This window comes from Actinacidiphila cocklensis, assembly GCF_907177275.1.
In the GTDB taxonomy this organism is placed as follows: Bacteria; Actinomycetota; Actinomycetes; order Streptomycetales; family Streptomycetaceae; genus Actinacidiphila; species Actinacidiphila cocklensis.
The window spans coordinates 20403-40534 of record NZ_CAJSLV010000093.1; the positions used below are offsets into that span (position 1 = coordinate 20403).

Consider the following 20132-nt stretch of genomic DNA (forward strand, 5'->3'; position numbering starts at 1 on the left):
CCGTTAGAGGGGAATACGGATCAGGCGCCGTGCTTGAACTTCGGCACGGACGAGTCCTTCTTCGTGGCGTCCGACGCCTTCTGGGCGCCCTCGATCCACTTGGCGGCCGTGATGTCCCCGGTGAGGAGCTGGGCGGTCAGGTTGCCGATGGTCTCGTTGTTGAGCTTCTTGTACCAGTCCTGGATGCGCGCGTTGAGCACGTTGGTGCCCGCGGCCTTGAGCACCACGCCGGCCGAGGTCAGGCCGGGGGTGAGGGTCAGGCCGTCGGCCGCGCCGCTGACGCAGGTGAGGGACTTGACGGCGTTGGTGAAGTTGGTGGTCTGCTTCTTGCTGAGCATGATGCGCAGCAGTTCCATGCCGCCGGCCGGGTTCTTGCCGTTCGCCGCGACGATGTACGGCTCGCCCGCGGCCGCGTAGATGGTGCCGAAGGGCATCTTGTCGCTGTCGCCGGCGCCGACCAGCGGGCCGACCGCCAGGTCGAAGTCCTTGGGCATGGTCGGGGCGGCCTCGTTCTCCACCCACGAACCGTCCGCCACCAGGGCGGCCTTGCCCTTGGTCCAGTCGGTCTGCATCTGGATGTGGGTCTTGCCCTCGGAACCGGCCAGGAAGTACTTCTTGGCCGCCAGCTCCTCGTAGTAGGCGAGGACCTGCTTGACCGCGTCGACCTGGAAGGCGCCGTCCTCCAGGTCGTCGATGGCGTTGAGCACCTCCCGGCCGCCGACCTTGCCGATCTGGGCGAGGAGGTCGAAGTGCACGTAGTACGGGTACTTGCCGGGGTAGGTGAACAGCGCGATGCCGGCGGCCTTGGTCTTGGCGCCGAGCGCGATCATCTCGTCGAAGGTCTTGGGGTACGTCCAGCCCTTCTCCTGGAAGAGCTTGTTGGAGTACCAGCTGCCGTACACGGTGAAGGCGTAGTTGAGCGCGTACATCGCCTGCGAGCCGAACTGGCCCTGCTCGACGGTGCCGGCGATCAGTATGTCGCGGACCTTCTTCGACGGGTCGTCGATGGTCGGGGCGTCCAGCAGGGCCGTGAGGTCCTGCAGCTTCCCCTCCTTGGCCAGGGCCGCGGTGTCGAGGTTGTCGGCACCGGAGTTGTCCATGAAGTCCGGCGGCGTGTTGTTGGCGAAACGCGGCTGCAACTTCGGGCCGATGCCCTGGGTACCGGTGTGCTTGGTGGTGACGCCGAAGGCCTTGTTGTAGTCGGCCTCGGCCGCCTTGACATAGTCGTCGCCGAATCCGCCCTTGAAGACGAACACCTCAAGCGGCGCACCGTTCTTGACACCGAGGGGGTTCGCCGCGGACTTGGTACCGGTCGCCACCGGCTTGTTCTTGTCCCCGCCACTGGACGACGCGCACGCCGACAGCAGCGAGGCCGACGGAATCGCCACCACGCCGATCGCCATTGCCCGCTTGATTGCATCGCGCCGGTTGAACTCGGATCCCATGCTCAAGTCCTCGCCTTCTCCAGGACTCATGCGGTGCAGCGGAATCCGCCGTCGACCGCGAACAGTTGAAGCTTGAGTGATGCCGTGCATCCAGTGAGGCAGGGAACGATATCCGACGACCGGCGGTGACACCCCGCCGATTGACCCGCCTGACCCCGCGCTCCAGCAGGTTCCCTGGACGCCGACAGGTATAGTCCACTTCTCTCCGGCAGGGCAAGATCAAGAGAGCGTTTGGCGGGCAAGCTTTCCCGAGTTGAGACCTGTCCGAAATGCGGGACGACAAAACCGCAGGTCAGAGCGTTCCCTGTGTGGCGATGGAGGACGATCGACGGATCCACTTGCACAAAACGGACGGACCGCGTCCCCCCTGCCAGGGGAACGCGGTCCGCGCTACTCGTGAGTTAACCTGCCAGCGGCTACTGCCGGATGAGCGACCGGAGCACGTACTGCATGATGCCGCCGTTGCGGTAATAGTCCGCTTCGCCGGGAGTGTCGATACGGACCACGGCGTCGAACTCCACGCCGGTGTCGGTGCTGACCTTCACCGTGCCCGGGGTGCTGCCCTCGTTGAGCACGGTGACGCCCGTGAAGGAGTACGTCTCCTCACCCGTCAGGCCCAGCGTGGCCGCTGTGGCGCCCTCGGGGAACTGCAGCGGCAGCACACCCATGCCGATCAGGTTCGAGCGGTGGATGCGCTCGTAGGACTCCGCGATGACCGCCTTGACGCCGAGCAGCGCGGTGCCCTTGGCGGCCCAGTCGCGGGACGAGCCGGAGCCGTACTCCTTGCCCGCCAGGACGACCAGCGGGGTGCCCTGCTCGATGTAGTTGCGCGAGGCGTCGTAGATGAACGCCACCGGCGCGTCCGGCTGGGTGAAGTCGCGCGTGAAGCCGCCCTCGGTACCCGGGGCGATCTGGTTGCGCAGCCGGATGTTGGCGAAGGTGCCGCGGATCATGACCTCGTGGTTGCCGCGGCGCGAGCCGTAGCTGTTGAAGTCCCGGCGCTCCACGCCGTGCTCGGTCAGGTACTGGCCCGCCGGGGTGTCGGCCTTGATCGCGCCGGCCGGCGAGATGTGGTCGGTGGTGACCGAGTCGCCGAGCTTGGCCAGCACCCGGGCGCCGCTGATGTCGGTGACCGGCTCCGGGTCCATGCCCATGCCCTCGAAGTACGGGGGCTTGCGCACGTAGGTGGACTGCGGGTCCCACTCGAAGGTGTTGCCGGTCGGGATCGGCAGCGCCTGCCACTGGGCGTCGCCGGCGAAGACGTCGCTGTAGGAGGTGCGGAACATGTCCTCGCCGATCGCGGACGCGACGACGTCGTTGACCTCGGCCTCGGTCGGCCAGATGTCGTCGAGGTGGACCGGCTTGCCGTCCTGGTCGACGCCCAGCGCGTCCCTGGTGATGTCCAGCTTCATCGAGCCCGCGATGGCGTACGCGACGACCAGCGGCGGCGACGCCAGGTAGTTCATCTTGACGTCCGGGTTGATCCGGCCCTCGAAGTTGCGGTTGCCGGAGAGCACCGCGGCGACCGCCAGGTCGGCCTCGTTGACCGCCTTGGAGACCTCCTCGGGCAGCGGGCCCGAGTTGCCGATGCAGGTGGTGCAGCCGTAGCCGACCAGGTTGAAGCCCAGCTTGTCCAGGTACGGCGTCAGGCCGGCCTTGTCGAAGTAGTCGGTGACGACCTTCGAACCGGGGGCCAGCGTGGTCTTGACCCAGGGCTTGCGGGTCAGGCCCCGCTCGACCGCCTTCTTGGCCACCAGCGCGGCGGCCACCATCACGTACGGGTTCGAGGTGTTCGTGCAAGAAGTGATGGCGGCGACGGTGACGGCGCCGTGGTCCAGCTCGTACGTGCTGCCGTCCTCGGCGGTGACCGGCGTCGGCTTGGCCGGCACGCCGTTGTGGGTCGCCGGGGAGTCGGAGGCCGGGAAGGACTCCTTGCCCGCCTCCTCGTCGTCGGTGACGTAGTTGCGCACGTCGACGGCGAACTGCTCGGCGGCGTTCGCCAGCACGATCCGGTCCTGCGGGCGCTTGGGCCCCGCGATGGACGGCACGACCGTGGACAGGTCGAGCTCCAGCTTCTCGGAGTAGTCCGGCTCGGCGGCCGGGTCGAGCCACAGGCCCTGCTCCTTGGCGTACGCCTCGACGAGCGCCACCTGCTGCTCGGAGCGGCCGGTCAGCTTCAGGTAGCTGATGGTCTCCGCGTCGATCGGGAAGATCGCGGCGGTGGAGCCGAACTCCGGCGACATGTTGCCGATGGTGGCCCGGTTGGCCAGCGACGTGGCGCTGACGCCCTCGCCGTAGAACTCCACGAACTTGCCGACCACGCCGTGGCTGCGCAGCATCTCGGTGATCGTGAGCACCAGGTCGGTGGCGGTGGTGCCGGTCGGGAGCTCGCCGGTCAGCTTGAAGCCGACCACCCGCGGGATGAGCATGGAGACCGGCTGGCCGAGCATCGCGGCCTCGGCCTCGATGCCGCCGACGCCCCAGCCGAGCACGCCCAGGCCGTTGACCATGGTGGTGTGGGAGTCGGTGCCGACCAGCGTGTCGGGGTAGGCCTGGCCGTTCCTGACCATGACCGTACGGGCCAGGTGCTCGATGTTCACCTGGTGGACGATGCCGGTGCCGGGCGGGACGACCTTGAACTCGTCGAAGGCGGTCTGGCCCCAGCGCAGGAACTGGTAGCGCTCCTTGTTGCGCCCGTACTCCAGCTCGACGTTCTGCGCGAACGAGTCGGGGGTACCGAAGCGGTCGGCGATCACCGAGTGGTCGATGACCAGCTCGGCCGGCGCCAGCGGGTTGATGCGGGCCGGGTCGCCGCCCAGCTCCTTGACCGCCTCGCGCATGGTGGCCAGGTCCACCACGCACGGCACGCCGGTGAAGTCCTGCATGATCACCCGGGCCGGCGTGAACTGGATCTCCTGGCTGGGCTGCGCCTGCGAGTCCCAGCCGCCGACGGCCCTGATGTGCCCGGCGGTGATGTTCGCGCCGTCCTCGGTGCGGAGCAGATTCTCCAGCAGCACCTTCAGGCTGTACGGCAGCCGGGCTGAGCCCTCGACCTTGTCCAGCCGGAAGATCTCGTACGACTCGTCGCCCACCTGCAGTGTGCTGCGGGCGTCGAAGCTGTTCGCCGACACGGCAGTCTCCTTCGTGTGTCGTCCTGCGTCCTTGCGCGCGCATCTCCGCGGCCACGCTCCCAGCGCTGTCGCGGTACGCCTCGGCATTTATCTCGATGTCGAGATAACTCTAGTACATGACGGCGGAAGGTTCATGTGCGGCCGCCGTGTCCCTGCGAGCGGGGGGCGGGAGGGGCGCCAGGCGGGGCCGGCAGGCGGGGCGGGCACGGGGGCCTCGGGGGCCGGCCGGGGCGTGCCTCGGGGGGCGACGCCGGGGCGGGGAGCAGGACCGGCTGGGGCCGGGGCGGGCGGCACTTGCGCCGAGGCGGTGGGCCGATGGTACGAAGGGGGGTGACGGGATGTCATTTCCGTCAACTTCGGTCCGCTACGGGGGTTTTCGCACCATGCACGGTGGAGTCGCACTCACCGCCTATCTCGTCAACGAATCACGCGCCCGGCGGCCTGAGCTGGCCGCCGACCCGCTGGCCGCCGCCTGGATACCGGACGCCGACAGGGCCGGGGTCACCGAGCTGTGGCAGGGGTACGCCGACGCCGTCTACCCGCACGACGACCTGGTCGTCGCGCTGCGCGGCCGGTTCATCGCGGACGTGCTGGCCGAGACGCTCGCCAAGGACCCCGAGACCGTGCTGGTGGTGTGCGGCGCGGGCTTCTCCTCCTATCCCTGGCTGCTGGACTTCCCCGCCGCGCTGGAGGTGGACCTGCCGGATATGGCCGAGGCCAAGCGGCGGCGGGCGGCGGAGCTGACGGCGGCCGGGACGCTGCCGCCGCGCGACGTCCGGCACCTGGGGGCCGACCTGGGCAGCGCGGCCGACCGGGACCGGGTGGCGCAGGCCGTGCGCGAGCTGGCCGGCGGGCGGCCGGTGGCGTACGTGGCGGAGGGCGTGCTGTTCTATCTGCCGCCGGAGGACGCCCGGGCGGTGGTGGCGCTGGGTGCCGCCTTCGGCGGTGCGGCCCTGACCGCGGTCAGCTACTGGCCCGCCGCCGCGTCGGGCAGCAGGGTGCTCGCCGGGCAGCGCGACTGGTTCCGCAGCCGCGCGGTGCCGCCGGAGGCCTCGTATCTGACCCACGCCGAGCTGGTGGCGCTGCTGGACGGCCCGCTGCTCGACCTGGGTCCCGAGGACCTTCAGCGCCGCTACCTGGGCGGCGTGACGGTGCCCGAGTCCGAGCTGATCCCCGAGTACGTGGCGGTGGCCGGATGACCCGTGGCACGCAGGAGGTGCTGCACCTGCAGAGCCGGGCGTACCCGCTGCACCACCGCTCCCCCGGTACGGCCCTGGAGCTGGTGGCGGTGCCAGGGCACGGCGAGCTGCAGCCGGTCGTCGGCGGCCTGAAGTCGCTGGCGTACAACCCGGACAGCACCATCGAGATCGACCTGACCGCGGTCATCGGCCGCTCGGTCTCGCTGCCGGGCGCCGAGATCCTGGCCTGCCACGCCCGGATCCTGACCGCGGGCACCGTCCTGGTGGTCTACGCCCTGCGGCACGAGCGGGACCTGCGGGAGCTGGCGCTGCCGGAGCTGGACGCGCTGGACTCGCAGGTCAACCGGACGCTGCGGGAGGCCGACGCGACGATCCTCACCGCCGTGCTCGCCGCCTCGGTGAGCAGCGGCCTGGTGCAGGGCATCGCGCTGCGGCCCGACCTGGCGCTCAGCGGCGGGCAGTCGCCGATCGACCGCCAGTCGGCACGCTACAACTGCCACTTCGTCACCCAGGACCCGCCGTGGGCGTCCGACGCCCGGGTGCCCGAGCTGATCTCGGGTCCCGACTGCCGGATACTTCTGCCGTACACCTACGCCTGGGACTGCGACCCGGCGACGCCGCTGGACGAGCTGCTGACCATGACCGAGCCCACGGACATCGCGGTGGCCCAGCAGTCGCTGCTGGTCGGCGCGCTGATCGCCGGCCGCTGGGTGCTCGCCGACCTGGCGCACGGCCATCCGGAGAGCACCGACGTGCACGCCTTCCGGCGCTTCCTGGACGGCCTGTGGGCCGACTTCCACCATCTCGACGCCTACCGGATCGAGTCGACCCAGACGCACCGGGCCAGCTACCTGTCGGCCCGCCAGGTGATCGGGCTCGACGACACCCAGGAGCGGGCCGACAAGCTGCTCGGCTACGTCAGCAACTCGCTGCTGGCCGCCTCCTCGCAGCGCGCCGAGGCGCTGGACGCCCGGCTCAACCGGGTGGCGGCGGCGCTGACCGTGGTGAGCGCGGCGTCGTTCGGCCTGGACATCGCCGTCTTCGTGCTGCCGCAGGTGTCGCTGGCGACCAAGCTGGGCGTCGTCGTCGGCCTGGTCGGGATGGCGGTGTCCTGCCTGATGGCGGTGATCGTGCCGCGGGTCCGGCGGGCTCCCGGCGAGGTTCCGCGCCGTCGGTACTGGTCACCGCGGGTGTGACCTGTGTGGCAGGGGTTGCGCAACGTGCCTCAGTAGGTACGGTGAGGGCGTCGGCGCAGCACCTGCGGACGGCCCTGCAACGGGGCCATCCGGGTCACGGTCACACACGCCACGGATGGCGGTACCCGCGTTGCCTCATCTCACATATGAGATAGGGTCACCCACATGACCGACGACTACCTCGCACGTATCGGCAGGCTCATCAGGGACGCCAGGCAGCATCGGGGCTGGACACAGACCCATCTCGCGGACGCACTCGGCACCAGCCAGAGCGCGGTGAACCGGATCGAGCGGGGCAACCAGAACATCAGCCTTGAGATGATCGCCAGGATCGGCGAGGCCCTGGACAGCGAGATCGTCTCGCTGGGCTACGCAGGCCCGATGCATCTGCGGGTGGTCGGCGGCCGCCGGCTGTCCGGCGCCATAGACGTCAAGACCAGCAAGAACGCCTGCGTGGCGCTGCTGTGCGCGACGCTGCTGAACGCCGGCCGCACCACCCTGCGGCGGGTCGCCAGGATCGAGGAGGTCTACCGCATCCTCGAAGTCCTCGGCAGCATCGGCGTGCGCACCCGGTGGATCAACGACGGCAACGACCTGGAGATCGTGCCGCCCGCCACCCTGGACCTGGCCGCCATGGACACCGAGGCGGCCCGCCGCACCCGCAGCGTCATCATGTTCCTCGGCCCGCTGCTGCACCGCACCGACCGCTTCAGGATCCCGTACGCCGGCGGCTGCGACCTGGGCACCCGTACGGTCCAGCCGCACATGAACGCGCTGCGGCACTTCGGCCTCGACGTCACCGCCACCGACGGCTCGTACCACGCCGAGGTGACCGGCGGTATCGCCCCGAACCGCCCGATCGTGCTGACCGAGCGCGGCGACACCGTGACCGAGAACGCGCTGCTGGCCGCCGCCCGCTACGAGGGCGTCACCGTCATCCGCAACGCCAGCTCCAACTACATGGTCCAGGACCTGTGCTTCTTCCTCGAAGAGCTGGGCGTACGGGTCGAGGGCATCGGCACCACCACCCTGACCGTGCACGGCGTGGCGCACATCGACCGCGACGTCGACTACGCGCCCTCCGAGGACCCGGTCGAGGCGATGAGCCTGCTGGCCGCGGCCGTGGTCACCGAGTCCGAACTGACCATCCGCCGGGCGCCGGTCGAGTTCCTGGAGATCGAACTCGCGGTGCTGGAGGAGATGGGCCTGGACTTCGAGCTGACCCCGGAGTACCGCGCGGACAACGGCCGCACCCGGCTGGTCGACCTCACCGTCCGGCCGTCCAAGCTGCGCTCGCCGATCGACAAGATCCACCCGATGCCGTTCCCGGGCCTGAACATCGACAACGTGCCCTTCTTCGCGGCCATCGCCGCCACCGCCCAGGGCTCGACCCTCATCCACGACTGGGTCTACGACAACCGGGCGATCTACCTCACCGAGCTGACCCGCCTCGGCGCGGACGTCAAACTCCTCGACCCGCACCGGATCATCGTCGAGGGACCGACCCGCTGGCGCGCCTCGGAGATGATGTGCCCGCCCGCCCTGCGCCCCGCGGTGGTCATCCTGCTGGCCATGATGGCGGCCGAGGGCACCTCGGTGCTGCGCAACGTCTACGTCATCAACCGCGGTTACGAGGACCTCGCGGAGCGGCTGAACACGATCGGCGCGCAGATCGAGATCTTCCGCGACATCTGACCGGCCTTCGGAAACGGTGCGGCCAAGCCCATCCTGACCTGGCTGCCTGCCAGGCGGGATGGCGCTCCGACAGCCCAGGAGGCCGGCAGCACCGGTGACCACTGGCCTTGGCAGACCTACCGGGGTCAGCCGTACAGCAGCGGCAGCCCCTTCACCACGGCCAACAGCCACTACGACGGACCCGGCTACCGGATACGCGTCTGCGGTGCGCAGCTTCGGCTACGGCGACCCGTTCGGCAGCCCGCAGCGGGGCTGCAACATCGCGTGCACGCAGTGGAACTGACTGCCGGGTGAGGGCTGGGCGCCTAGGCGCCCAGCCCGGCTGCCCGCAGTGGGCAACCCGCCGCCCCCGCGTGCTCGGCATGTCGAATATGCTCTGGGCCACCCCACTGATTCGCGTGTCCTATCACCCCGCTTCAGGAGGCCCGTTGCTCACCGAGAGGCACCTGGAAATCTTCGTCGCGCTGGCGGAGGAGGAGCACTTCGGGGCCGCCGCGCAGCGGGTGGGCATCACGCAGCCGCCGCTGTCGCAGGGGCTGCGCCGGCTGGAGGCGCTGCTCGGGGTCCGGTTGTTCGACCGCGGCCGGGGAGTCGCCCTCACGGAGGAGGGCGAGCTGCTGCTCCCCCATGCCCGTGCGGCGCTCGCCTCGCTCACCGAGCTGCGGGCGGCCGGCGTGCGCGAGCGGGCGGGGAGCCGGCGGATCAGGCTCGGCCTGGCCCCTGAAGTGCCCAGGTGGCTGGTGGCCGACCTGGCCGCCGCGCCGGCCCGGGCGGGCGTCCCGTGCCGGGTCGGCGTGGTGACGGCCCCGACCGCCACGCTGCTCTCCCAGATCGCGGTGGGCCGGCTCGACCTGGCCGTGACCGTGCACCCGACGGTGCTGGACGGGCTGTCCGCCGGACGGGTCGGGCTCTTCCCGACCTGGGTCCTGTCCCCCGCGGGCCAGGCACCCGAGGCGTTCCGGCGCCTTCCCTTCGCGGTGCGTCCGCGGGAGGAGGCACCCGCGGCGTACGACCTGTTCGTCGACACCCTGGCCAGCCGCGGGCGGCGGGTGGAGACCGTCGTGGTGCCCGACGAGCGCGCCGGGCTGGCACTCGTGGCGGCCGGGCAGGCTGTCCTGGTCACCGCCGACCACACCCTGACCGCGGCGGGCATCGAACGGCGGGCGGCGACCGACCCGGCCCTGCCGCTGCGCCTGCGGGTGGTGTGGGACGACCGGGCGCCCGGCTCACGCGAAGCCGGCGACACCGCGCGGCTGTTGACGGAGACCCTCCTGCGGAAGGCGGCCGGATGAGCACGGTACGACCCGGCAGGGGTGTGGAGCGGGCCATCCGCGCCATGTTCGCCGACGCCGGGGTACGCGGCTGGCTCCATGTGGCCGACGTGCACCGGCCGTCGGCCCACGTGGCGATCGACGCGGACGAACCCGCGCCGGTGGGCTCCCTGTACAAGGTGCCGGTGATGGCGGCGTTCTGCCGGCTCGCGGACGACGGGACGATCGACCCGCACCGGCGGGTGACCCTGGACCCCGCGGACCACGTCCCGGGGCCGACCGGGATCTCGCTCCTGCAGGACCCCGTCTCCATCTCGCTGCGCGACCTGGTCGCCCTGATGATGACCATCTCCGACAACACGGCGGGCGACACCGTCCTTCGGCATGTCGGTGCCGCGGCGGTCGAGGGGCTCTGCCGCGACCTCGGCATGTCCGGCACCCGTATCCCGGGGGGCGCGGCGCGGACCCTGGCCCAGATGGTGGTGGAGACCGAGGCGGCGTCGCTGGACGACGCGGTCGCGCGCATCTCGGACAACGACGCCGCCCTCCCCTCGGGCGTCTACAGCCCCCGGTCGAAGGCGTCCAGCACGCCCGCGGACCTGGCACGGCTGCTGCGCGCGATCTGGACCGGCGAGGCGGCCTCCGCCGAGCGCTGCGCCTTCATGCGCGACGTCATGGGCCGGCAGGCGTGGGGCCACCGGCTGGCCTCCGGATTCCCCCACGACGACGTGACCGTGTCGGGGAAGACGGGCACCTTCGGTGCGATGCGGCACGAGGCGGGAGTCGTCGAACTGGCCGACGGCAGCACGTACACCGCGGTGGTGTTCACCCACGCCGCCCGCGCCGACCGCAGGCTGCCGCGCGCCGACGCCGTCATCGGCATGGCGGCCCGGGCCGCCGTCGAGGAGCTGCGGGCGAGCCGGGACACCTGACCGGCACGCGGCGGCAGGTGCTGCCGCGTGCCCGTCACACCCCGCGCGGCCGTAGCGGCAGGTGTACATACCGGTCGGGTCGCTCCGGGTGACGGGGTTCGCAGCCGGCGAGCGACTACCGGGTCCGCGGTGGTCACGAGGGTGCCGGCGCTGACGAAGCGGCCGGTGGCGGGGGCGTGGTCGCGGGCGCCGGGGCGGGGCGTGCGCCCTTCGCGCGCGCCCCGGGCTCTGCCTCAGGTGGACGTTTGCGCGCACCAGTGCGCGAAGCGCCCCCTTTCGCGCCATACCAGGCCGCAGCGCCCGCTGGTTGGCTTGGTGGCGCAGCCGGGTCGTCGGTTCCTCTGCGACCGGGCCGCGCACCTGTGTCCAACCGCGGGGAGGAACCGTGTCCACACCGGCAGGCGGCCGCCCCCGTCCCGATCGGCCGCGCGGCCGAGTGACCGAGTGGAGTACGCCATGAGCGCTCCCGTGAACGCCGGCCCTCAACGCCGGCTGCCCGGGCCGCCGACACTCACCCGCCCCAGGCGCGGCGGGGCGATCCCCGGGCTCAGATACCGGCCCGCCGTCCCCGCGGACCCGCAGAAGGTCAAGGAGGTCGACCGCAGACTGGAGGCCTGGGCGCGGGAGCTGGACCTCTTCCCGCCGGCCTGGAAAGGGGACTTCGCCGGCTTCCAGTTCGGGCGGGCCGTGGTGCTCCAGCACCCGCGCGCCCTCGACCTGGACCGCCTGACCCTCGCGGGGGAGCTGCTGCTCGCCGAGAACCTGGTCGACAGCTGCTACTGCGAGGAGGACGAGGGCAGGGGCGGCTCGCACCGCGGGCTCGGCGGCCCGCTGATCATGGCCCAGTCGGCTATCGACCCCTTCCATGCCACGCCGGCGCTGGAGGCCGAGTGGCAGCAGGGAGTGCAGGCCGACGGCCCGCTGCGCTCCTACCACTGGGCCATGAAGGACTACGCCGCCTTCGCCACCCCCAGCCAGGCCGACCGCTTCGTGCACGACATGGCCCGCCTCCACCTGGGCTACCTCGCCGAAGCCGCCTGGGCCGAGACCCGGTACGTGCCGGGGGTGTGGGAGTACCTGGTGATGCGGCAGTTCAACAACTTCCGCCCGTGCCTGTCGATCGTCGACGCGGTCGACGGCTACGAGCTGCCCGAGATCGTCTACGCCCGCCCGGAGATCCAGCGGATCACGGCGCTTGCCTGCAACGCGACCACCATCGTCAACGACCTGTACTCCTTCACCAGGGAGTTGGAGAGCGACCCCGACCATCTCAACCTGCCGCAGGTGGTGGCCGCCGACCAGGGGCGCGGTCTGAAGGCCGCCTACCTCAGGAGCGTCGAGATCCACAACGAGGTCATGGCCGCCTTCGAGGAGGAGGCCGCGGCGCTGTCCGCGACCTCGCCCGTCGTCGAGCGGTACGCCCTCGGCCTGTCCGACTGGGTGGCCGGCAACCACGAGTGGCACGCGACCAACAGCCACCGCTACCACCTGCCCAACTACTGGTGACCCCGGCCGGCCGCCAGGGCACCGGCGTCCCCGCGACGTCCTCACGACCATCCGCCCAGCACGGGAACACGCACCAGCACATGTACACGCACCAGCACCATGAGGAGTTACCGTTGGCCATCTCCCAGTCCGGCGCCACTGCATCGCTGCCCGCACAGTCCACGTACCAGTCCCGCATCGCGGACTACTGGAACGCCGAGAAGAACCCGGTCAACCTCGAACTCGGCGGGATCGACGACCTCTACCACCACCACTACGGCGTCGGTGACGTCAAGTGGTCCGTACTCGACGAGGCCGATCCCGCACGGCGGGCGGAGCGGGTCACCGCGGAACTGCACCGGCTGGAGCAGGCCCAGGCCGAACTGCTGGCCTCGCACCTCGGACCGCTCTCCCCCGCCGACCGGGTCTTCGACGCCGGCTGCGGGCGCGGCGGCGGCAGCGTGGTGGCGCACCAGCGGTACGGCTGCCATGCCGACGGCGTGACGCTGTCCACCACGCAGGCCGACTTCGCCAACGGCCAGGCCCGCGCCCGCGGGATCGACGGCAAGGTGCGCTACCACCACCGCAACATGCTGGACACCGGCTTCAGCACCGGTGCGTACGCGGCCTCCTGGAACAACGAGTCCACGATGTACGTGGAACTGGACCTGCTGTTCGCCGAGCACGCCCGGCTGCTGCGCCGCGGCGGGCGCTATGTCACGATCACCGGCTGCTACAACGACACCTACGGGCAGGCCTCACGTGAGGTGTCCCTCATCAACGCCCACTACATCTGCGACATCCACCCGCGCTCGGCGTACTTCCGCGCGATGGCCCGCCACCGCCTCGTACCGGTCCACGTCGAGGACCTCACGCAGGCGACCATCCCGTACTGGGAGCTGCGCAAGACCGCGGAGCACCTGGTCACCGGGATCGAGGACACCTTCCTGACCGCTTACAAGAACGGCAGTTTCCAGTACCTGATGATCGTCGCCGACCGGGTCTGACCGGAGGGCCTGCGGCCTGGCACCGGCTCCCGCGCGGGACCGGTGCCAGGCTCGCGGCATGTCCGGGTCAGGCCAGGGTCGCGACCAGGACGGCCTTGATCGTGTGCATGCGGTTCTCCGCCTGGTCGAAGACCACCGAGTGCTTCGACTCGAAGACCTCGTCGGTGACCTCAAGCTCGCTCAGGCCGTACTGCTCGTGGATCAGCCGGCCGACCTCGGTGCCGAGGTCGTGGTAGGCGGGCAGGCAGTGCAGGAACTTCACGTCCGGCTTGCCGGTGGCCCGCAGCACGTCCATGGTCACCGCGTACGGCGCGAGCGCGGCGATCCGCTCGGCCCACACCTCCTTGGGCTCGCCCATCGAGACCCACACGTCGGTCACCACGAAGTCGCAGTCCAGGACGCCCTCGGCGATGTCCTCGGTGAGCAGGATCGTCGCGCCGGTGGCCTCGGCGAGCTTCCTGGCGCGGGCGACGACGTCCTCGCTCGGCCAGTACGCGCGCGGCGCGACGATGCGCACGTCGAGTCCCAGCAGCGCGCCGGTGATCAGGTAGGAGTTGCCCATGTTGAACCGGGCGTCGCCGAGGTAGGCGAAGACCACGCCGCCGGGGACGAGGTCCGCGACCCCGCCGCCGCTGTGCTCGACCATCGTGAGCACGTCGGCGAGCATCTGGGTGGGGTGCCAGTCGTCGGTGAGCCCGTTGTAGACCGGCACACCGGCATGCACGGCGAGCTCCTCGACCGCGGTCTGGCTGGCGCCGCGGTATTCGATGGCGTCGAACATCCGGCCCAGCACCCGGGCGGTGTCCTTGACCGACTCCTTGTGCCCGATCTGCGAACCGGCCGGGTCCAGATACGTGGTGGCGGCGCCCTGGTCGGCCGCGGCGACCTCGAAGGAGCAGCGGGTCCTGGTGGAGGTCTTCTCGAAGATCAGCGCGATGTTGCGGCCGCGCAGCCGCGGCTCCTCCACGCCAGCCCGCTTGGCCGCCTTGAGGTCGGCGGCCAGCTCGATCAGACCGAGGAACTCCTCGGGCGTGAAGTCCAGCTCCTTGACGAAGGGGCGGCCCTTGAGATCGACGGCCATGCGGGACTCCTCGGTCGGTGGTTGATCGGCAACCATGGAAGTCTATACGAGGATAGGCATTCTTATACAGACCCTTCTCGTGGCTCCCGCGGCGCTGCTGCGACTCCCCCTGTCACCGGGATTCCCGTCAGCGGCGCAGCTCACACCGCATCCCGCTCGATCGGGCAACTCATGCAGCGCGGCCCGCCGCGCCCCCGGCCCAGTTCGCTGCCCGGGATCTCGATCACCTCGATACCCCGCTTGCGCAGGAAGGTGTTGGTGGTCGCGTTGCGCTCGTACGCCACCACCACGCCCGGCTCCACCGCCAGCACGTTGCAGCCGTCGTCCCACTGCTCGCGCTCGGCCGCGTGCACGTCCTGCGTCGCGGTCAGCACCTTGACCGCGTCCAGGCCGAGGGCCGCCGCGATGGCCCGGTGCATGTGCTCGGGGGCGTGGTCGGTGACCTTCAGCTCGCCCTCCTCGCCGCCCGGTTCGATGGTGTACGACGGCAGCATCCCCAGGCCCGCGTACTGCGTGAAGGTGTCCCCGTCGACCATCGTCATCACCGTGTCCAGGTGCATGAAAGCCCGGCGCTTGGGCATGTCGAGCGCCACGATGGTCTGCGCGGAACCCGCCGCGAACATCCCGCGGGCCAGCATCTCCACGGCCTGCGGGGTGGTGCGCTCGCTCATCCCGATCAGCACCGCGCCGGCGCCGATCACCAGCACGTCGCCGCCCTCGATCGTCGAGGGGTACGCGTTCTGGCCCTCCGACCAGATGTGGAAGCCGCCGTCCGCGAAGAGCGGGTGGTGCCGGTAGATGGCCTCGAAGTGCACGGTCTCGCGCTGCCTGGCCGGCCAGCGCATCGCGTTGATGCTGACCCCGTCGTAGACCCAGGCCGAGGTGTCCCGGGTGAAGATGTGGTTGGGCAGCGGTGCCAGCAGGAAGTCGTCCAGGTCCATGGCGTGGAAGCGGACCGAGACCGGCTCGGCGAAGCGGTCGAGGAACTCGCGCTTCGTCATCCCGCCGACCAGCGCCTCGGTCAGCTCCGCCGCGGGAAGCGCGTCGAACGCCTCCCGCAGCGGGCCGGTGGCCAGCGGACCGTACTCCTTCTCGTCGAAGACCCGGTCCAGCACGAGCGCCTTCGCCGCGGGCACCTCCAGCGACTCGGTCAGCAGGTCGCCGAACAGGTGCACCTCGACTCCGCGGTCGCGGAGCACGTCGGCGAAACCGTCGTGCTCCGCGCGCGCCCTGCGCACCCACAGGACGTCGTCGAACAGCAGCGCGTCCTTGTTCGTGGGCGTGAGCCGTTTCAGCTCCAGGTCGGGCCGGTGCAGTATGACGCGGCGCAGCCGCCCGGTCTCGGAGTCCACGTGAAATCCCATAACAGCCAGTATTGCCGCTGTAACCCCCTGCTCCCCTGGTGGGGGGCTGCACACGCGGGGCTACAGACGCGGGGCTACAGACGCGGGTCCACCGGCTCCGACTCCAGGGCCAGGACGGCGAACACGGCCTCGTGGACACGCCACAGGGGCGCACCCGCGGCGACGCGGTCCAGCGCCTCCATGCCGAGCGCGTACTCGCGCAGGGCGAGCGACCGCTTGTGGCCGAGCGCCCGCTGCCGCAGCCGGGCCAGGTGGCCCGGGCGCGTGTACTCCGCGCCGTAGATGATGCGCAGGTACTCGCGGCCCCGGCACTTGACGCCCGGCTGGACGAGGCGGCCGTCGCCGTCGCGGGCCTGGGCCGCGAGCGGCTTGACCACCATGCCCTCGCCGCCGGCCGCGGTCAGGGCGAGCCACCAGTCCGTACCGGCCGCGACCGACGCCTCGTCGCCGGTGTCGACGACCAGCCGGCGCGTGGTGCGCAGCAGCCCGGAGACGTCGGCGTCGACCAGCCGGTCGATGAGCGCGAGCTGCCGGTCCTGCGGCAGCTCGCCCGCCAGATTGCGGTCGCGGGCGGCGAGCAGCTGGAAGGGCGCGAGGTGGACGCCGTCCAGCCCGTCGGTGGTCCAGCAGTAGCGGCGGTACGCCTCGGTGAACGCCTGCGCGTCCGCGGCCCGCTCGTGCTGCCGGGCCAGCAGTTCGCCGACGTCCGCGCCCCGGGCCGCCGCCGCTTCCAGCGCGGCCACGGCCGGTGGGAAGGCGGCGCCTGCGGCCGCGCCGACCGCCGCGTACTGCTTGCGGAGCAGCCCGGACGCCTTGAGCGACCAGGGCAGCAGCTCGGCGTCGAGCAGCAGCCAGTCGGTGTCCAGCTCTTCCCACAGGCCGGCCGCCGCGACGGCGGAGCGCACCCGGTCGAGCACCGCCTCGGTGACGCCGGCGTCGTCGAAGAACGGCCGTCCGGTGCGGGTGTGCAGCGTCCCGGTCACCCCGGCTCCGGCGCCGAACCGCTCGGCGGCGGCCGCCTCGTCGCGGCAGACCAGGGCGACGGCCCGGGAGCCCATGTGCTTCTCCTCGCACACCACCTGCCGCACCCCGTCGGCACGGTAGGAGGCGAAGGCCTCCGCGGGGTGTTCGAGGTAGCCGTCCTCGGTGGAGGTGGCGCAGGGCGCCATGGTCGGCGGCAGGTAGGCCAGCAGCCGCGGGTCGACGGCGAAGCGGCTCATCACCTCGAGCGCCGCCGCCGCGTTCTGCTCGCGCACCGCGAGCCGTCCCATCAGGGCCGTCTCGACGATCCTGCGGCCTGCGACGTCGTCCAGGTCCAGCGGGCGGCCCTCGCGCCCGCCGGGCGCCTCGGACACCAGCGGCCTGACCGGCTCGTACCAGACCCGCTCGGCCGGCACGTCCACGATCTCGCGCTCGGGCCAGCGCAGGGCGGTCAGCCGGCCGCCGAAGACGGCGCCGGTGTCCAGGCACAGGGTGTTGTTGATCCAGGAGGTGGCGGGGACGGGCGTGTGGCCGTAGACCACGGCGGCGGCGCCGCGGTAGTCCTCGGCCCACGGGTAGCGGACCGGCAGGCCGAACTCGTCGGTCTCACCGGTGGTGTCGCCGTACATCGCGTGCGAGCGGACCCGGCCCGAGGTGCGGCCGTGGTACTTCTCCGGCAGGCCCGCGTGGCAGACCACCAGCCGGCCGCCGTCCAGGACGTAGTGGCTGATCAGGTCGCGGACGAAGGTGGCGGTACGGCCGCGGAACTCCGGGTCGTGCTCGTCCTCGCGGGCGAGCTGCTCGACCGTCTCGGCCAGCCCGTGGGTGAGCTGGACGCGGCGGCCCCGCAGGTGCCGGCTCAGCTTGTTCTCGTGGTTGCCCGACACGCACAGGGCGGTGCCCGCTTCGACCATGTCCATGACGCGGCGCAGCACGCCGGGGCTGTCCGGGCCGCGGTCGACCAGGTCGCCGACGAAGACCGCGGTACGGCCTGCCGGGTGCCGGCCGTCGTCGTAACCCAGCTTGGCCAGCAGCGACTCCAGCTCGGAGCTGCAGCCGTGGACGTCGCCGATGATGTCGAACGGCCCGGTCAGGTGCCTCAGGTCGTTGTAGCGGCGCTCGGTGACGATCTCGGCGGCGTCGATCTCCGCGGTGCCGCGCAGGATGTGCACCTTGCGGAAGCCCTCGCGCTCCAGGCCGCGCAGCGAGCGCCGCAGCTCGCGCTGGTGCCGCTGGATGACGTGCAGGGGCAGGGAGGCCCGGTCCGGGCGGGCCGCGTTGCGCTCCGCGCACACCTGCTCGGGGACGTCGAGCACGATGGCGATCGGCAGCACGTCGTGCTCCCGGGCCAGGTTCACCAGCTGCCTGCGGGCCTCCGGCTGCACGCTGGTGGCGTCCACCACGGTGCGGCGGCCGGCGGCGAGCCGCTTGCCCGCGATGTAGTGCAGCACGTCGAAGGCGTCGCGGGACGCGCTCTGGTCGTTCTCGTCGTCGCTGACCAGGCCGCGGCAGAAGTCGGAGGAGAGCACCTCCGTGCGCGCGAAGTGCCGGGCGGCGAAGGTGGACTTGCCCGAGCCGGTGGCGCCGATCAGCACCACGAGGGAGAGGTCGGTGACGGCGAGCGTGCGGGGCGCAGCGGTGATGCCGTCCGGGTCGTTGCCGGTCATGCCGCGTCCTCCTTCTTTCTGTCGTTCGTGTCGTTCGGGCCGTTCTTGCCGTGGGTCTTCTTCTCTTCGGTACCGCCGCCGGTGAAGTGCGCGAGCTGGGTCGGCGGCCCCACCTCGGGGTCGTCCGGGCCGACCGGCAGGAACTCCACGGAGTAGCCGTAGCGGTCGGCCACCGCCTGCGCCCAGTCGCGGAACTCCTGCCGGGTCCACTCGAAGCGGTGGTCGGCGTGCCGCCGGTGGCCGGCCGGCAGCGTCTCCCAGCGCACGTTGTACTCGACGTTCGGCGTCGTCACGATCACCGTCCGAGGGCGGGCGGCGCCGAAGACGGCGTGTTCGAGCGCAGGCAGCCGCGGCGGGTCCAGGTGCTCGACGACCTCGCTGAGCACCGCCGCGTCATAGCCCTTGAGCCGCTTGTCGGTGTACGCCAGCGACCCCTGCAGCAGCGTCAGGCGGGCGGACTGCCGCTCGCCCATCCGGTCCGTGTGCAGCCGGCGGGCGGCCATCTCCAGCGCGCGCACGGACACGTCGACGCCGACGACCTCGGTGAAGCGCGGCTCCTTGAGCAGCGCGGCCACCAACTGGCCCTGGCCGCACCCCAGGTCGAGCACCCGGGCGGCGCCAGCCGCACGCAACCCGGCGAGGATCGCCTCCCGGCGCTGCACCGCAAGCGGCGTCGGGCGCTCCTGCTCGCCCTCCGGCTGCTCCGCCTCGACGGCGTTGTCGATCTCCTCGACCTCCACGTCGTCGGCGTCGGCCAGCCGCACCAGCTCAAGGCGCTCGTTGGCCTCCCGGGTGAGCGACCAGCGGCGGGCCAGGTAGCGCCGGGTGATCAGCTGCTGCTCGGGGTGCCCGGCCAGCCAGCCCTCGCCGAACCGCAGCAGCTTGTCGACCTCGTCGGCCGACACCCAGTAGTGCTTCGCGTCGTCCAGCACCGGCAGCAGGACGTACAGGTGCCGCAGCGCGTCGGACAGCCGCAGCTCGCCCTCCAGCACCAGCCGCACGTAGCGCGAGTCGCCCCACTCGGGGAACTGCCCGTCCAGTTGCACCGGCTCGGCCGTCACCTGCCAGCCCAGCGGCTCGAACAGCCGGGCCACCAGCGCCGGTCCGCCGCGGGCGGGCAGCGCCGGCACCTCGATCCGCAGCGGCAGCGGCGCCGCGGCCCGCTCCGGCAGCGCGCGGCAGTCGCCGCGCATCGCGCTGGCGAACACCGTCCGCAGCGCCACCGCGAGCAGCGACGAGGCGGCATAGGGCCGGTCGTTGACGTACTGCGCGAGCGCCGCGTCGGGCGCCCCGCCCCTGCTCTTGCCCCGCCCGCGCCGCACGAGCGCGGGCGGATCGACTTCGAGCAGCAGCGCGGCCGTGCAGCGCTCCGCCTCCGCCTCGGGGTAGAAGACGTGCGCGTCGCCGTAGGAGGTCGAGAACACCTGGGCCTTGTCCGGGTGCTTGTGCAGCAGGAACCCGAGGTCGGTTGCCGGACCCGCGGCGCTGCCTGTGGTGGAGATCGTCAGGAACACCTGAACGAGTATCCCTGCCTGATCTCCCCCGGCCCAGGCCTTTTCCGCGCGCACCCGCCGGCGGCGGCCGCCTCGAGTGCCCAGGTCACGGTACGTCGGGGAGCGCGGCCCGCACCGCTGTGACGGTGGACGGTCCGACGCGGCAGCAACCGCCGATCAGGCGG

At 71.4% G+C, this 20132-nt stretch carries 13 protein-coding genes; 7 read left to right on the forward strand and 6 right to left on the reverse strand.

Annotation, left to right across the window (positions count from 1 at the left end; all coding sequences use genetic code 11):
- Positions 1-20: 20 nt before the first annotated feature.
- The gene (gene ngcE, locus NFU81_RS33665; RefSeq protein WP_251498846.1) at positions 21-1445 is read right to left on the reverse strand and encodes an N-acetylglucosamine/diacetylchitobiose ABC transporter substrate-binding protein; all 1425 of its coding nucleotides are present in this window, start codon (positions 1443-1445) and stop codon (positions 21-23) included.
- 416 nt (positions 1446-1861) lie between these two features.
- Positions 1862-4576: an aconitate hydratase AcnA gene (acnA, locus tag NFU81_RS33670; protein ID WP_251498849.1), complete on the reverse strand. Its 2715-nt coding sequence runs from the start codon at positions 4574-4576 to the stop codon at positions 1862-1864.
- Positions 4577-4959: 383 nt separating this feature from the next.
- On the opposite strand from acnA, the gene NFU81_RS33675 reads away from it, so the two are divergent.
- From NFU81_RS33675 to NFU81_RS33705, 7 genes are all read left to right on the forward strand, one after another.
- Positions 4960-5775, forward strand: coding sequence for a class I SAM-dependent methyltransferase (locus NFU81_RS33675; protein ID WP_251498852.1), 816 nt, complete (start codon positions 4960-4962; stop codon positions 5773-5775).
- Complete coding sequence (locus NFU81_RS33680; RefSeq protein ID WP_251498855.1) at positions 5772-6971, forward strand: hypothetical protein; 1200 nt, start codon at positions 5772-5774, stop codon at positions 6969-6971. Before NFU81_RS33675 ends, NFU81_RS33680 begins: the two co-directional genes overlap by 4 nt.
- 165 nt (positions 6972-7136) lie before the next feature.
- Positions 7137-8666, forward strand: a complete 1530-nt coding sequence (locus tag NFU81_RS33685) for a helix-turn-helix domain-containing protein (protein WP_251498858.1) — start codon at positions 7137-7139, stop codon at positions 8664-8666.
- A gap of 428 nt (positions 8667-9094) precedes the next feature.
- Complete coding sequence (locus tag NFU81_RS33690; RefSeq protein WP_251498861.1) at positions 9095-9958, forward strand: LysR family transcriptional regulator; 864 nt, start codon at positions 9095-9097, stop codon at positions 9956-9958.
- The gene (locus NFU81_RS33695; RefSeq protein WP_251498864.1) at positions 9955-10869 is read left to right on the forward strand and encodes a serine hydrolase; all 915 of its coding nucleotides are present in this window, start codon (positions 9955-9957) and stop codon (positions 10867-10869) included. The genes NFU81_RS33690 and NFU81_RS33695 overlap by 4 nt, the downstream gene beginning before the upstream one ends.
- 456 nt (positions 10870-11325) lie before the next feature.
- Positions 11326-12375 (forward strand): family 2 encapsulin nanocompartment cargo protein terpene cyclase, encoded by a 1050-nt coding sequence (locus tag NFU81_RS33700; RefSeq protein WP_251498866.1) that lies wholly within the window; start codon positions 11326-11328, stop codon positions 12373-12375.
- A gap of 80 nt (positions 12376-12455) precedes the next feature.
- On the forward strand, positions 12456-13361 hold the full coding sequence (locus tag NFU81_RS33705) for a geranyl diphosphate 2-C-methyltransferase (protein ID WP_422665358.1): 906 nt from the start codon (positions 12456-12458) through the stop codon (positions 13359-13361).
- Between the two features lie 67 nt (positions 13362-13428).
- On the opposite strand, the gene argF is transcribed toward NFU81_RS33705, so the two are convergent.
- The 4 genes from argF to NFU81_RS33725 form a co-directional block, all read right to left on the reverse strand.
- Positions 13429-14442 carry an ornithine carbamoyltransferase gene (gene argF, locus NFU81_RS33710; RefSeq protein ID WP_251498872.1) on the reverse strand — a complete coding sequence of 338 codons (1014 nt, stop codon included), beginning with the start codon at positions 14440-14442 and terminating at the stop codon, positions 13429-13431.
- A gap of 140 nt (positions 14443-14582) precedes the next feature.
- A complete protein-coding gene (locus tag NFU81_RS33715; protein ID WP_251498875.1) occupies positions 14583-15806 on the reverse strand; it encodes an arginine deiminase in 1224 nt (407 codons plus the stop codon).
- Positions 15807-15880: 74 nt separating this feature from the next.
- On the reverse strand, positions 15881-18454 hold the full coding sequence (locus NFU81_RS33720) for a polynucleotide kinase-phosphatase (protein WP_251498878.1): 2574 nt from the start codon (positions 18452-18454) through the stop codon (positions 15881-15883).
- Positions 18451-19968, reverse strand: a complete 1518-nt coding sequence (locus NFU81_RS33725) for a 3' terminal RNA ribose 2'-O-methyltransferase Hen1 (RefSeq protein WP_251498881.1) — start codon at positions 19966-19968, stop codon at positions 18451-18453. The genes NFU81_RS33720 and NFU81_RS33725 overlap by 4 nt, the downstream gene beginning before the upstream one ends.
- Positions 19969-20132: the final 164 nt, after the last annotated feature.